The 14,342-nt window shown below is 46.2% G+C and carries 12 protein-coding genes; 5 read left to right on the top strand and 7 right to left on the bottom strand.

Annotation, left to right across the window (positions count from 1 at the left end):
* Positions 1-77 precede the first annotated feature (77 nt).
* The 4 genes from CWB98_RS06655 to CWB98_RS06640 all read left to right on the top strand — a co-directional run bounded on the left by CWB98_RS06655 (position 78) and on the right by CWB98_RS06640 (position 4,631).
* Positions 78-692: a flavin reductase family protein gene (locus CWB98_RS06655; RefSeq protein ID WP_138544141.1), complete on the top strand. Its 615-nt coding sequence runs from the start codon at positions 78-80 to the stop codon at positions 690-692.
* A gap of 217 nt (positions 693-909) precedes the next feature.
* On the top strand, positions 910-2,856 hold the full coding sequence (locus CWB98_RS06650; protein WP_138544140.1) for a discoidin domain-containing protein: 1,947 nt from the start codon (positions 910-912) through the stop codon (positions 2,854-2,856).
* 351 nt (positions 2,857-3,207) lie between these two features.
* A complete protein-coding gene (locus CWB98_RS06645) occupies positions 3,208-4,098 on the top strand; it encodes a DMT family transporter (RefSeq protein WP_138544139.1) in 891 nt (296 codons plus the stop codon).
* Positions 4,099-4,274: 176 nt separating this feature from the next.
* Positions 4,275-4,631, top strand: a complete 357-nt coding sequence (locus CWB98_RS06640; protein WP_138544138.1) for a DUF2237 family protein — start codon at positions 4,275-4,277, stop codon at positions 4,629-4,631.
* Between the two features lie 144 nt (positions 4,632-4,775).
* Here CWB98_RS06640 and CWB98_RS06635 read toward each other — a convergent pair whose 3' ends face one another.
* The 3 genes from CWB98_RS06635 to CWB98_RS06625 form a co-directional block, all read right to left on the bottom strand.
* Positions 4,776-5,111 carry a hypothetical protein gene (locus CWB98_RS06635; protein ID WP_138544137.1) on the bottom strand — a complete coding sequence of 112 codons (336 nt, stop codon included), beginning with the start codon at positions 5,109-5,111 and terminating at the stop codon, positions 4,776-4,778.
* Between the two features lie 185 nt (positions 5,112-5,296).
* Positions 5,297-7,630, bottom strand: coding sequence for a hybrid sensor histidine kinase/response regulator (locus CWB98_RS06630; RefSeq protein WP_138544136.1), 2,334 nt, complete (start codon positions 7,628-7,630; stop codon positions 5,297-5,299).
* Complete coding sequence (locus CWB98_RS06625) at positions 7,627-8,655, bottom strand: cytochrome-c peroxidase (protein ID WP_138544135.1); 1,029 nt, start codon at positions 8,653-8,655, stop codon at positions 7,627-7,629. Before CWB98_RS06625 ends, CWB98_RS06630 begins: the two co-directional genes overlap by 4 nt.
* Before the next feature lie 309 nt (positions 8,656-8,964).
* Here CWB98_RS06625 and CWB98_RS06620 point away from each other — a divergent pair, with 309 nt between their 5' ends.
* Positions 8,965-10,914: a discoidin domain-containing protein gene (locus CWB98_RS06620; RefSeq protein ID WP_138544134.1), complete on the top strand. Its 1,950-nt coding sequence runs from the start codon at positions 8,965-8,967 to the stop codon at positions 10,912-10,914.
* Positions 10,915-10,952: 38 nt separating this feature from the next.
* Here the strand turns inward: CWB98_RS06620 and CWB98_RS06615 are convergent, their stop codons facing one another.
* The 4 genes from CWB98_RS06615 to CWB98_RS06600 form a co-directional block, all read right to left on the bottom strand.
* Complete coding sequence (locus CWB98_RS06615; protein WP_138544133.1) at positions 10,953-11,378, bottom strand: hypothetical protein; 426 nt, start codon at positions 11,376-11,378, stop codon at positions 10,953-10,955.
* A 24-nt stretch (positions 11,379-11,402) separates the two neighbouring features.
* Positions 11,403-11,879, bottom strand: a complete 477-nt coding sequence (locus tag CWB98_RS06610) for a GNAT family N-acetyltransferase (RefSeq protein WP_138544132.1) — start codon at positions 11,877-11,879, stop codon at positions 11,403-11,405.
* A 294-nt stretch (positions 11,880-12,173) separates the two neighbouring features.
* Positions 12,174-13,229 carry a hypothetical protein gene (locus tag CWB98_RS06605; RefSeq protein WP_138544131.1) on the bottom strand — a complete coding sequence of 352 codons (1,056 nt, stop codon included), beginning with the start codon at positions 13,227-13,229 and terminating at the stop codon, positions 12,174-12,176.
* Between the two features lie 11 nt (positions 13,230-13,240).
* Complete coding sequence (locus tag CWB98_RS06600) at positions 13,241-14,302, bottom strand: hypothetical protein (RefSeq protein ID WP_138544130.1); 1,062 nt, start codon at positions 14,300-14,302, stop codon at positions 13,241-13,243.
* Positions 14,303-14,342 lie beyond the last annotated feature (40 nt).

Below are 14,342 nucleotides of genomic sequence, written 5' to 3'. Positions count from 1 at the left end.
GTGAGTGTAACCCATCTTTCCACCCAATCGTTAGTGTGGCACCATGGTTGTCCCTTAACTTTGCGTACTTGTGTTTTATGGAACTGAACTTTGCTGACTTTTCGCCCACCCAGATTTATCACCTGATGACTCAAACAGTGATCCCTAGGCCGATAGCCTGGGTGCTTACCGAGTCCGGTGCTCAAAACTATAACCTGGCACCCTTTTCTTATTTTACGGCGGTGTCCAGTGCACCGCCTTTATTGATGTTTTCAGCCGGAAAAAAGCCGACAGGTGAGATTAAAGATACAGTCATAAACATCCAAGCGACACGCCGATGTGTGATCCACATCGCCTCAGAACACGACGCTGAGCTAGTGACTCAGACTGCCGCAACCTTGCCCCATGGCGAATCAGAAGTCACAGCAAACAACATAGCGCTTGCTGAATTTAACGGCTTTTCAATGCCGCGGATCGCCCACTGCGATATTGCCTACGGCTGTGAACTGTATGAAGTACAGGAGATTGGCGATACGCCGCAAAATCTGGTATTTGTGAAAATAATCAGCTTGTATCTGAGCGATAGAGTCACCGAGCTGGATCAAAAACAGCGTATAAAAGTACACGCTGATAAAGCCGCCCCTCTGGCGCGCCTTGGCAGTGCAGAGTATTCAGGAATAACTGCTCCGTATACCAAGACAAGACCGGAATAAGCTGCTCTTCTATCCTTCCTCTTCAGTGAGTCTTATTACTGAGACTCACTTTTAACCACTTAACCCCAAATTACCGGCAAAAAAATACCGAAAATAGCATAAAGGTTAATCACTTATGCTCCAAACTTGATTTAGTTCCTTGTTTTGTACCATGTATAGGCGATAGAATATTTTATGTCTAATCGCCCGATTAGACTCTCATAAAAGGAATGAATTAATGAAAAAAATAGCTCTGAGTTGCTGTTTAATGATGTCGTCAATGGCCAACGCATTTACCCTCATCGAGGATATTAAAGTTTCCAGCGATCCTATTACTGTTGCCATACACGGCTATACCGATCCGGTTATTATCGCCTCTGTACCAACCATGAATGACAAACAGGCTGGTGTTGTATCCATTTCCAATGTGACCTCAAGCAGCTTCGATGTGCAATTCAAAGAATGGCCTTATCTGGATGGCGTGCATGGTGAAGAGTCGGTCTCTTTCTTTGTTATTGAAAAAGGCCGTCACACACTGGCCGATGGCAGCGTATGGGAAGCGGGTAAATTCCCGATGCACAGTGGCAGCAGCCATGTATTCTTCAAAGAGAGCTTTGAGCACACACCGCATGTATTACTGACCGCGCAATCCCAAAATGAAAGCGATGCATTTGCACTGCGCGTTTCAAGTGCTTCCAGCCAAACTTTTGGTGTAACGCTTCAGGAGCAAGAAGACGGTAACGGACATGGAGAAGAATCCATTGGTTACCTTGCGGTGTTTAGCCAGGATAAGCGCGGTGCACTGGACACCGATGGTCTTTACTACACACTGCGTCAGGAAGCCATTAACCAAGACGGCCTGAGTGTAGAACCAGGTACTTTACTTATCCAGGAAGAGCAATCAAAAGACCAAGAAACAGCCCACCTGCTTGAGCTAACCAGCCTGCTTAAAATTGGTAACCAGTTGTTTGCACAAGACAACACCCGTTACGGTTCTGATCCTATGTCATTGCGCTATAGGGCGCCGGTTGACTATATTATCGAACCTGGTGAACAAACCGGTGAATTTGGCAATATTGCACTGTTGGGCACCAATGGCCTGACTGAAGCATCATATACAGCCAGCAGAACTCACTCACATCACAAAACCGCAGGCGGATTTGACGGCTACAACAGTGGGACCTTGATCAATAGTGACTCTCCGGGGAAAGTGACTAAAGGGATTTGGATCTCAACCGTCAAAGAAAAACACTGGCTACAGGTTGCATTTAATCAGGCTGCATATATCACTTCCTTCCGGATCGTCCAGTACAGCGGAGCATCAGACCCAGGAATGGGGCCTAAAGATGTGACGTTACAAGTCTCATATGATAACCAAACCTTCATCGATCATGAGTCTTTTGAACTTGAAAAATCGCTTGATCAAACCGTTAAGCTCAGTAAGCCTGCTGTCGGCAAATACATCCGTTTGAAGATCGACTCAACTCAGGGACACAGTTATCACGTGATCAGTGAGCTTGAGTATTACGGCGGCTTTGTCAAAGGTGAAATCACAGATCCCGTAGAGCCACCCGCAAGCGTTCAGGGCACGAGCTGCGAAACCATCAAAGCAGCAAACCCGTCAGCTGCCTCAGGTCTCTATCAGGTTGATCCAGACGGTCAGGGTGGTCACGATGCCTTTGATGCTTATTGTGAAATGAACCACCTGGGTGGCGGCTGGATGTTGGTTGCCAGTCACCAAGACGGGCTGGAATTGCTAAACAGCGTCACCCCTGTGGTTCCTCAGTCTATCGGTGTAACCGGTACTACTGAGTGGCAAAGCGCACGTGATAATATGACAACAGGTATGATGTTCATAGATGAGCACCAGCGCGTTTCTATGATCAGTAAGGCCAAGCTGGACAATGGTAACTGTGCCAATCTGAGCCAGACTTCAAATCTTATGAGTCCTGCAGCGCCTTACGACACGTATGTATTGTGGCAGAATGAACAAAATGGCTGCAGCCTGAGTGGGCTTGACTACTCTTATATTGCTTTAGGCACCAAATACGGTGCACGTGGTGAGAGCTACCTGATCTCTGGCGCATCTTTGTTCCAGTTCGACGTCAAGTTCGACGTCTGGCCCTATGCGGATGAGCGCTTCAGTGCTCAGGAACAAAACGCTTTATGGTATTACATTAAATAATCACTCAAAGTAAATAACGCTCTTCTCAGTGCACACTCGGCTGAGAAGAGTTTTTGTAGGCCCCAGAAAATTATGCAGCGTCCCAACATAAGTTTGACTTAGCAACTTATAATGCACTCAGCCTTTCCATTTAGTGGCTGTCTTATTCACCACGGTTTGGTGGAGGAGTAACAGGACTAATATTGACTACCTCCTCATTGAAACATCGAAGAAAAGACAGACAAATTCATTGCAACGACAAGTATTCTTTAGGCACTTTTCACAATTTTTATTCAGCTAAAGCTGCTACTATGTCTCTTTCGTGTGGTTTATGTATACTAGCCGCTTTTAGTTCAGTAGAAGAATAATAAGATGATTGGAATAGGTGAAGGTGCAGCTATCAGCGCTGCATTTGTTTGGGCGTTTTCAACCCTTTTATACAAACGGTTTAGCCATCATCTGAGTCCATTCGAGTTAAATGTCAGTAAAGGCGTCATTGCATCGGCACTGATGGCACTATGCCTGTTCGTTGCACAAGACACTCTATACCCTGCACACTCATCAAGCTGGGCCTGGCTGATAGCCAGTGGCGTATTGGGTATCGCCATCGGTGACAGTGCCTACTTTGCAGCGCTCAGAAATATTGGCCCGGCGCGCACCTTGGTGGTTGAAAGCCTGGCCCCCGCTATTGCCGGTATTCTGAATATCCTGGTTCTGGGCGTTTACCTTGGGCCTGTCGCCTGGCTTGGCATCGCAGTGACCACCTTTGGTGTTATTCTGGCTATAAAACCCAATAAAGCCCAACCGCTCCCGGACAAAACCCATTACCTGCTGGGCGTAACTTTTGCGCTAACGGCGGCAACATGCCAGGCCGCAGGTATGGTGCTCTCAAAAGGCGCATTAAACAACGAGGAGATCAGCAGCTTGTGGGCCGCATTGATCCGTCTGGCATCTGGCACCTTATTTGTTGCTTGTCTGGTTGCCTGCCTGAAATCTCATAGCCTTAATAAAGCACTGACATTAAGGCAAATATCAGGAAAGCGCTGGTTGTTTATCGCGGTATTTTTCGGCACCTTTATCGGGCTGTGGTTACAACTTATTTCCGTGAACAACACGGACCCGGCAATTGCGCAAACCATTTTTGCGACTGCCCCACTCATGGTGATGACCTTAAGCCTGATCCGTAAAGAAGCCGTTACCAAAGCCATGTTGTGCGGCGGTGCAATTGCATTATTTGGCGTGTTTTTGCTGTTGCAAGGGTGAGACTGCGTAACACGCACAGCTCTCATCTATCTGGGTCACGGCGAGGCTGGGACAAAATACTTGAACAATATCTTTACAGGCTATAGATCAAGCACTCTTCACACTCCACTTAGAGTAAACCTCATAGCAGTCGCATACGTATAGTGCTCCAGTTATATAATGAATGAGAATGAGACATGGCTAAGAATGTACTGGGTGGTGAACTAGAGTCTTGCTGCACTGATCCGTTAACCGGCTTTTTAAGAGATGGATTTTGCAACACTAATCATATGGACATTGGCACTCATGTAATTTGTGCGACCGTTACAGAAGACTTTTTAACCTTTACCAAATCAAGAGGCAACGACTTAAGCACGCCCTATCCGGCTTATGATTTTCCGGGGTTAAAACCGGGCGATGGTTGGTGTTTATGTGCACTAAGATGGAAAGAAGCCTATGAAGCCGGTGTGGCACCGCCCGTCAATCTCGAAGCAACGCACGAGAATGCACTAGATATTATCCCGCTTGAGGCATTGCAGGCGCATCAAAACTAGTAAAGCTGAACATTAAGTCAAAGGCCTTTTTTGGCCAAATTCGATGCATACTTAAAGTAAAAACCCTGCACCACTTAGCTTGCAGGGTTTTTAGTTAAAGCACTGTTCAGCAAACGCATGCGTCATACAGAAAGTTGCTTTTATTTAGTTATCAAGTACTTCCAGCACTTTCACTTTACACCAATGTGATTTCTCACCTCTGTCTGCATACCAAATATTGACCTTTTTTTTGCCCATTAACGCGGCCAATGCCGACCCATGTACTAATGAACTGTTGGTCCATAACTCACAGGTCACTTCCGGGTTTTCGGGATTGGGCCCGATCCTGGCACTGCCATTAATGTGCATCCAGACCCGTACAGAGTCATCGTTTGTTTCATATACCTTCAATGACGTCACCGAGGCATTTGACACAAGCCGCTCTGCAGAGAGCACATCGCAGGCAATCAGCAAAAACAACATAAAGAACACATTTTTCATCGTATCTATCTCTTTTATTCTCTTTTATTCAGCCTGTCTAAGTATGACATAACGGTGTTTCAAACCACCAGAATTGACTTTCAGTTTCAAACTATGCGTTCCTGCTTTTTAAAAGCCTGGTTGCTATTCTTGTGACTATTAATCCCACATGAGTATTTTCGACATGCTAATGACTAAACGTGACGCTATTGTATATTGAACAAATATTTGTTCAATAGCTTATCCAGCTCGTCGGTCTTAAACGGCTTTCCAAGGTGATCGTTCATACCAATATTCAAATATTTATCCACCTCACTTTGCATAACATTGGCAGTTAACGCAATGATCTTAAGCACTTCCTCACTGTATGTTTCTCGCACAATGCGTGTGGCCTCCATTCCATCCATTACTGGCATCTGAATGTCCATAAAGACCAGGTCAAACGCGCCATCACACGCCATGATTTCATCAACAGCTTGCTGACCATTTTGTGCAATTACTATTTCCAAATTAAACCGGTCAAGCAGTTTAGTAGCCACAATACGGTTGATATCATTATCCTCTACCAGCAGCACACGGAATGTTTGAGTTTGTGCAGTACCTGCGGCTTCAGCTGATAGCCCGGATATCACCCGCTCTTGTGTTGCCACGTACTCGTTAGGACTATCTTTAATAAACAGACTGATCAGATCTCTTTTTAACAAGGGTTTATACAATATAGGGTAATCAACTTTAGGCGTTATGCTTTGTTCTGTGTGTGCCGTGTAGATCACTACTTTGGCGGGCAGTATCGCGAGAGCCTCAAGTCGCTCCAATAATTCATTGGCTTCACAGTCAGGTAGCACCCAGTCCAGCAGTAACATATCAAATGTTTCGCCCGACAGCCGCGCTTCTGCTTCCCCCCCTGTGTGAGCACGCGCAACCTTCAGCCCAACCGAATTCGCAATATTAACACTGACTTCCATATATACTGGATCGTCTTCCACAATGAGTATTGAGCCGTCCAGCATGATTTTTTCATTTGTTTCAGTTGCCTGAGGAGCGTGATCCAGTGTTGCCATCGGCAAACGGACCATAAATGTTGAGCCAACACCTACTTCGCTGGTAACGCGTATTTCACCTTGCATCAGCTCAGCAAGTAATTTACATATCGTCAACCCCAGTCCGGTTCCTCCATAACGCCGTGTAGTCGAGGATTCGGCCTGCGTAAAACGTTCAAACAACAGCGCCACTTTGTCCTCTTCTATGCCAATGCCCGTGTCGCACACCGAAATTTCAAGCCACTCGCTGGCTGCATCTTTGGGGTGCCTGTGTACGGCTAAAGTAATGGTGCCCTCTTCAGTGAACTTTGCGGCGTTAGAAGCAAAGTTAAGCATTATCTGATTAATTCTAACTGGATCGCCGACATACCACTCATTGAGGTTTGGGTCGATATCGAAAATTAACTTCACCCCCTTAGTATTAGCGATGGGCGTGATCAGCGACCGCAAATTATCCAGCAGCTCCTCAAACTGAAAGGGGATTTGTTCAATATTGAGTTTTTTGGACTCAATTTTCGAAAAATCCAGAATATCATTGATGATGGTGGTTAACGCATTTGCCGAGAACCTCACTTTTTCCAGGTAATTCCTTTGTACGCTGGTCAATTCAGTGGATAATAGAATATCCGTCAGCCCCATGATGCCATTCATCGGTGTTCTAATCTCATGTGACATATTTGAGAGAAATAAAGACTTGGTTTGAGCAGCCTGATTAGCCTGTTCATTGGCACGCTTTAAACCACCCATAAGCCGTAATAAAACGATTAAAATCAGCGTAAATACCAGTAAAAGAAACCAAAATACGGACCGTATCATCTGCCAGTAAACACTATCTACCTGATTATTGAGTGCCTGTGTTTCCCGCAAAATAGCAGTTGATAAGGTACTGTTTTGTATTGGCACCAACAAATTTGAGGCCATCAAAGCATTTTCCAATATAAACTCTATATGCAAACGCATAACCCTGAAGGTACGCCTTTCCTGCTCAAGCTCAGTGAGTATCACCATAGACTGTGCAAGTTGCTGACGGACTTGCTCAATGACCCTATGCGAGTTTGTCACCTGCAAATTAGACACCAGTGCCGCACTTTTGCTGACAATGAGCTGTGCCTGTGGTGAAAACGCATCGCTTTCCAATTCCTGTTTTGCAATATAACGGTAAGATGTTTTGAGCATAGAGGCGAGTTGCATGTAAGTATCAATGGCATCATGAAAGTGCGAAATAGCTTTGTTCATCTCATCACTGAGCAGCTTCCGTGATACTAACTCATTATAAACACTTTCAAATTCAAGCTGCTTCTGTGCATGCTTGTCAAAGTGATAAATGTTGCTATCCATGGCTGACAGGGTCTCTAGCGATAACTCAGTTGTGGCTCTGTTGAGCCGCTCTTTCAATGCCAGTGTAGTCTGTACGTCCCGTAGTTGATGGTATTGGTCAATTGCGTTTGAACCGAGCCACCAAATCAGCACTAGGATCATCCCTTCAAGTATGTATTTCACTCTTTCAATGACCTCGGTAATTCACCTGAAAAAGCATGCAGCAAGGCTTCCAGATCAGCGATATCTTCCTCGTTGAGTTCTAAACCCAACTGCCCTTGTGCCATCAGCCTTATTGCATCCGACAAATTCGCCACTGAACCATTATGAAAATATGGCCCGGTATTGGCTACATTGCGTAGACTAGGGACTTTGAATACAAACCGATCCTGCTCGTTACGGGTTAACTGATAACGACCAAAGTCATTTAACAATTCATTGGGCATACGCTCCAGGCGACCCATTTTCTGATAGATATTACCGCCAATATTGCGGCCCTGATGGCAGGTCACACACCCCAGTTCAACAAATTTACGATAGCCACGCTGTTGTTGTGCCGTTAAGGCGCCCTTGTCTCCAAGCAAGTAGGCATCAATGGGGGTATTTTCAGATACCAGTGACATTTGGAATGCAACAATGGCTTTAGTGATATTTTCGGGCGTGATCCCGTCATCTGACACCGCCCTGAAACTGCTGACAAAGTGCGGCTGCTGCTGGAGTTTTGCAATAACCTGAGACCAGTTACTGGCCATCTCCAGCGGGTTATGGATGGGCAGAGGCAACTGACTGATCAGGTCGGCACTTCGCCCATCCCAAAACTGCCTGAAATTAAACACTGCGTTGATCACGCTCGGGGCATTACGGCTGCCCAGCTGCTGATTTATACCAACGGATACTGGAAACCCATCATCTCCTCCGTTGTACACATCATGGCAAGATGCACATGAGGTTGTGTTGTCCGCTGAAAGCAATGGGCTTTTAAACAGAGCTTTACCAAGCTGAACCCAGCCAACATCATACTGTTCAATGTGTGGCAGAGGCTGAATCGCGGCATCGACCCATTGCGTAGAATAAGTGACCAACTCCATGCTGCTATTCACCGCGGTGTCACGGCCATGATTGCCATCGTATAAATAGAATTGTACCGCAAGGCTCATAAACACAGCCGTCAGCCCACTGAACACAATCACCACATAGTTGGTACTCATACAGTTCGTATCCCTGAAGCGTTTCTCAGACCACCGATAATAAAAGTAAGTATAGACCACTCAAATAAAAAACTTTCCAAGCGACTGAGATATAACCAGCAGGACAAGACAACGGCCCCGCGACTAAACCAAGCAAAATAAACAAACTCAAACAACGCGACTTTTAGAAAAAAAATATTACACAGCAAAGTCCTCAATTGTTATTGAAAGACACATAAGCAAATGAATTTAAATGCTTTAATTCTTTACTTTGGATGTTTAACAAGTAGTATTCACAATTAAAAATAACAACCTTAGTTAAGGAAAAATATGCTAAAACTACTCGGGCTAAGCTCAATTGCTCTTCTTACATCTATCCATGCTCAGGCATTCACGCTTATTGAAAATGTCACGATTACCGATCATAAAATCACTATTCCAATCAATGGTTACTCTGATCCTGTGATATTTTCTTCTGTACCTACATTTAATGATCAGGATGCCGGTGTTATTTCCATCTCAAATGTCACCGATACCAGCTTTGATGTTCAGTTCTTGGAGTGGCCGTATCTGGATGGCGCACACGGTGATGAGCAGGTGTCGTTTCTTGTAGCAGAAAAGGGACGCCATACTCTGAACGATGGCAGTATCTGGGAGGTGGGTGAATTTGCCATAACAGGTGGCGCCGCACATCAATTTTTCCAGGAGAGTTTTGCACATACACCCCATGTTATCTTGAGTGGTCAAACTCAAAATGACCCGGATGCTTATGCATTGCGAGTGTCCAGCACATCGGCACTGACTTTTGGGGCAACACTCACCGAGCAGGAATCAGGGAACAATCACAGTGAAGAAACGATTGGATATCTGGCAGTGTACAACAACAGCAATGCCGGATTGACCGATACGGGTGAAGCTTACAACCTGACTCAACAAGCAGTCAATCAGCAAGGTTTTCAAACTATCAATGGTAAGCTAATCGTACAGGAAGAGCAGTCTAAGGACTCTGAAACCAGTCATTTACTGGAAGTTATTCATCTTTTGTCAATCAAAAACCAGTTGTTTGCCCAGGATATTACCCATTATGGTAAGGACACCATGGCTCTGCGCCTGGATACTGGCAGTGAATTTGCCATTGATCCGGGTGAAGCCACTGGTCAGCATGGTAATATCGCCTTAATTGGTACTAATGGACTGACAGAATCGTCTTACACAGCCAGTCAAAGTTACGGGCTGGATAGTGCAGCTGGTGCCTTTGACGGCTACAACTCATCAAGCAAGATTAATCTTGATGCTGGCGCAAAAATTAAACGCGGCATTTGGCTATCTACTTATGCGCAAGACCACTGGTTGCAGGTCGCCTTTGAGCGTCAGGCATATATTACTTCTTTCCGGGTTTTTCTCTATTCCGGTGCATCGGACCCAGGTATGGGCGTCAAGGACGTAACGCTTCAAGTGTCTCAGGACAACATCAATTATGTTGACCACGAGTCTTTTTCACTTGCAAAAAGCCTCGACCAGCTCGTGACCCTGGCCGAGCCCGCGATTGGAAAGTATATCCGACTAAAGATAACCAGCACTCAGGGGCACAGCTACAGAGCGATCGGCGAATTGGAATACTACGGAGGCTTTGTTTCTCATGATCCAGTGACACCGCCAGAAGACCCCACACCTACTATCGGCACGACCTGCGCGACCATCAAGCAGCAGCATCCTGACGCCACAACCGGCTTGTACCAAATTGACCCAGACGGCAACGAAGGCGCACCTGCCTTTTATGCCCATTGTGAGATGACTTTAAATGGAGGGGGCTGGACACTGGTTGCACACCATCAGGACGGCTTAGACACAATTTCCGAAACCACCCCGGTCACTCCGGCCAACACTGGTGCACTCCCCGCCCAACAATGGCAAGCAGTCCAACAAGGTATGATCACGGGAATGATGTTCGTAGATGAATATGCCAAAATAGCTCAAATCAGCAAATCAAAGCTGACCAATGGAAATTGTGTGGCCGTACAACACACTGCAGACCTGACTCAGCCACAGGTGCCCTATGATATTGGCGTATTATGGCAGCAAGAAGGAACGGGCTGTAGCCTTTCAGGGTTGGATTATTCATTTATCAGCCTGAGTACCAAATCGACCAGTCGGGGAGATGGATATCTAAGAGCCGGCGCTTCTTTGTACCAGCACAATGTAAAATTTGACCTCTGGCCATACAGCAGTGGGGTATACAGTGGTGCGGAGCAAAATACCCTGCTCTACTATGTGAAATAAGCACCTGCCGTTATAGTTACGCCGGGGTACAACCCCGGTTATCTGGTAAGGTGTTCGCCCTGAAGCTGAGCGAGTATGACCGCCATAAAGTCGCGCGCACCAAAACAGCGGAAACGATAAAAGCCATACGGTGTTGTCAGCACAATAATATTGGTCAGTAAACCTGACTCAAGACTGATGTCCATAATGTGTGACAATGGTATGGACAATGAGTAATCCCCTTTATGAAAAAGTATATTTAGCAGGTTGGGAGAGAACTTGATATGGTGCGGGGTCAGCAGAACAACGCCTCCTACCCAAAGCCCGTGATGAGCTTTACGGTACTTATTAAGCGCCGTTTCTGCTGCCCAGTCGTCAAAGTGTATATCCTCAAGATAAGTCAGGCCATCTGCCAGTCTGAAATCTGCAGCAGCATTTTCAATCAAAAAATTACAGAGCTTTTTGGCAACGGGTTTGTCGGACATTCGATTTCCTTTCATATATCACACTTACCTGGACGGAATTTTTCCATACATAATGTACTGCGGCCCTGCAGGTCCACCTAAGTACTTATCTTCACACACTGTCAGCCCGGCTTTTACATAACAAGTGTGAGCCCCCAGATTTTGACAATTAACCCCCAAATACAACCATGGGTATGACGCATAGTGGACAGACAGATAAGCCAGAAGCGCTTTTACTGCCGCAGTCCCCAGCCCTTTGCCCTGATACTCTTTATCAATTACAAATGCACGTAACCCCAAAGCGCCAGCCGGGCAATACTCATATTTTTTGTCATAAGCCAAATCGAGCTTAAAGTAACCAATCAGTGTATCATCACGCCTGATCACATGTCGGTGTGTGGTGTCACATTCGTCTTCTAAAAACTCATCTGAGGTACCTGCAAAACGGATCTGTTCTGGTGCCAGTTGTATCTTTTTAACATCAGCTATGTGTGATGGAGACAATTTTTCAATGACAACCATACCTATCCTTTTATCGTTATGACCTGTCAGTCCTAAGTGTATTCAACACCAATTTGGGAACAAAAACAGTATCGAACAATTGCTCAGAGATCAAGCAAACGGACGATTGAACATTACATACTTACACAGCACTGAATCATACGATGGGTTTAATTAGACGGAAATGGCAAACCGGCTTCGTGGACTTATACCAGGGTGCGTTAACCCCGGATTATCAGGTCACTCGACAAACCAACCAGCAGATTTGCCTTGTTTTGTTACGTATACAAGAGAATGTTGCGTTTCAATCTAAGCTTATTGAGCGCCCAACTGTTTCAGAAATGCCAGTTTTTGTCGTTCCTGTTCAGTGGGTGTATAAGGCACTCTGCTCAATTCAGATAGATCCACGCCATCAAGCATATAGGCATCCACGTTACTGCGGCCATAGCGGGCTTTCTCCTGTGGCGAACCAGACATACGCTCTACTACAAAGGTTGTCAGCTTGAGTGCCGAAGCATGTTGCGGCAGGACGCTCTGGTGGATCTTAAGTGGCAATAATTGCGTTCCTTCACTCAGGCGTTTTCTCGCCACAACATGAGACAATGGCTGATCGCCCGAAAACAGATTGGCCCTGAACCGATAGATCCCGGCCTCCTGAACTTTAAGCCTGGCATATACAAGCAGATCACTCCCCTGTACCTGCGGCTGTTCCAGGTTAAGTAATTCGGCACTGGGTTTCATATAGTGGATCTGCGCCACCAGCGGAATTTCGTCTCCTCTGACGTGAGCACGAACAGTCAGTTGCAGTTCCCGGGGAAACGTTTTCTTTCCCTTAATACGTGATGTGTAGCTGCCTTCTTGCTCTATCAGACTTTGGGTAGTCAGCACTTTATTGCTGTCGACTTCGCTGACCGTTACTGTGGCGCTGTATATATCGCTGCCCGTCAGCACTAACTCTATCGGCTCTGGGTATACGAAACGATATTGACTGAGTTTGAGTGTCAATACCTCGTCTATATTTTGCGTCGGGATAGTGACAGGATAAAAATGATTAGGCGTGAGTCTGTCAGCATCTGCCGCTGTCAATGGCTGCGAATAAGGCGCAAACTGCAATTGCTGTTCATAATGCTGAGCAATGTGTTCTGCGGCTTCCGTCATTTGCACGGGAATATGTCTGTCTCGTTTTTGCAGGGGTGTTGTTTGTGGCGCTACCTCAGCAGTGGCGTTCGCTTTTATAACAAGGGGCGCTTTAGCAAGCGTGTTTTTGTTAGTGTCGGTTTGAACCTGAACGGGCTCAGCGTCACCGCTGAGCCACCAGTAACCAAGCCCGACTGCCACAAACATCAGAATAATGAACATCCGGGGCTTCATACCTTTCTCTCCTATTGCATCGCATTAAGCATTAGGCGAGACAGGCTGTTGTTCCCTGAGTTCTCAACATAACGATAAGTACTCTTCCAGAACCAGGCACCCGTTTCTTCGGTGTATGTATTGAAGTTTACTGTGTTACCGTCAAGCAGCTGTCTGCTAGTCTGAGCGGCAGTCACTTTGCCTTCTGCACGGTCATTGATCACAGAGAAATGGTCGTAGTTATCGCTCATCAACATTGGGTAATGATATGGCATGAACCCACTAACAGCATCACTTTGAGACGCGATTTTTCCGCTGGTTGCGATACTTGTGCTACAGCTGCCAAAATCGTCGGCACGACTTGCCCCACACGCAGAGTGTGTTGCAACAACACTATCGTCTGTTCCTTTAAGGAAAAGCTTAGTCGCGCCCAGAAACAATGTGCCATCCGCAACAAAACGCAGTCTTGGTGTTCTTGCTTCAGGCAGCGCAGCTATTTGTCTGGCATTGTTCACTTTCAGGTCATTCAGTACACCTAACCGGCCTTCTACAGAGCCACCCAACCAGGCTCTGATCGCCGCTTCAAGAAGTGGGTTCAGACCCGCAGTTCCCTGTGCGACACTGACAGCGAGGTCGGCCAGTTCACTACCACCACCGGCTCCGGCAATGTCAAAGGTGGCAACAATATTCAGCGGTGTAAGACCGGCATTTTCCAGCCAGTTAGCCTGATTATCCAGTAAATAGCGCGCAACTAAATCACCCGTTGAATGCGTGACAAGAATACAACCCGGCTGACAGGTTCCCTGTTGTGACATTTGCTTTAGTTTTGGCCAGACATAATCACTGGCTATCTTGCCTTCAATGCGCTCTAATGCAGGCCAGTCAATGCGAACATCGGCGTGTTGACCCCAGAATTCTGACCAGTATGACTCACCATCGCCCGTTACATCAATTGGGTAACCTGAGGTCACTTGACTGGTCTGAAGACCATGAATAAGTACGACTTTATAACCACTTGCAAACGTATTAAATGCCACCGAACTCAGCAGGAAAAGCCAAGACAGGCGCAGATAGTATTTGATTTTGTGCTGCATAATTTCCTCTTTAATCCTATTAAAATCATTGTGTTCTGTG

It is taken from the genome of Pseudoalteromonas rubra (assembly GCF_005887115.1).
GTDB lineage: Bacteria > Pseudomonadota > Gammaproteobacteria > Enterobacterales > Alteromonadaceae > Pseudoalteromonas > Pseudoalteromonas rubra_F.
This window is presented reverse-complemented; position numbering and strand designations above follow the sequence as displayed.

What these genes read in the sequence shown, in the direction of transcription:
- CWB98_RS06655 (WP_138544141.1), top strand. Translation starts at nt 78, where the DNA reads ATGGAACTGAACTTTGCTGACTTTTCGCCCACCCAGATTTATCACCTG.
- CWB98_RS06650 (WP_138544140.1), top strand. Translation starts at nt 910, where the DNA reads ATGAAAAAAATAGCTCTGAGTTGCTGTTTAATGATGTCGTCAATGGCC.
- CWB98_RS06645 (WP_138544139.1), top strand. Translation starts at nt 3,208, where the DNA reads ATGATTGGAATAGGTGAAGGTGCAGCTATCAGCGCTGCATTTGTTTGG.
- CWB98_RS06640 (WP_138544138.1), top strand. Translation starts at nt 4,275, where the DNA reads ATGGCTAAGAATGTACTGGGTGGTGAACTAGAGTCTTGCTGCACTGAT.
- CWB98_RS06635 (WP_138544137.1), bottom strand. Translation starts at nt 5,111, where the DNA reads ATGAAAAATGTGTTCTTTATGTTGTTTTTGCTGATTGCCTGCGATGTG.
- CWB98_RS06625 (WP_138544135.1), bottom strand. Translation starts at nt 8,655, where the DNA reads ATGAGTACCAACTATGTGGTGATTGTGTTCAGTGGGCTGACGGCTGTG.
- CWB98_RS06620 (WP_138544134.1), top strand. Translation starts at nt 8,965, where the DNA reads ATGCTAAAACTACTCGGGCTAAGCTCAATTGCTCTTCTTACATCTATC.
- CWB98_RS06615 (WP_138544133.1), bottom strand. Translation starts at nt 11,378, where the DNA reads ATGTCCGACAAACCCGTTGCCAAAAAGCTCTGTAATTTTTTGATTGAA.
- CWB98_RS06610 (WP_138544132.1), bottom strand. Translation starts at nt 11,879, where the DNA reads ATGGTTGTCATTGAAAAATTGTCTCCATCACACATAGCTGATGTTAAA.
- CWB98_RS06605 (WP_138544131.1), bottom strand. Translation starts at nt 13,229, where the DNA reads ATGAAGCCCCGGATGTTCATTATTCTGATGTTTGTGGCAGTCGGGCTT.
- CWB98_RS06600 (WP_138544130.1), bottom strand. Translation starts at nt 14,302, where the DNA reads ATGCAGCACAAAATCAAATACTATCTGCGCCTGTCTTGGCTTTTCCTG.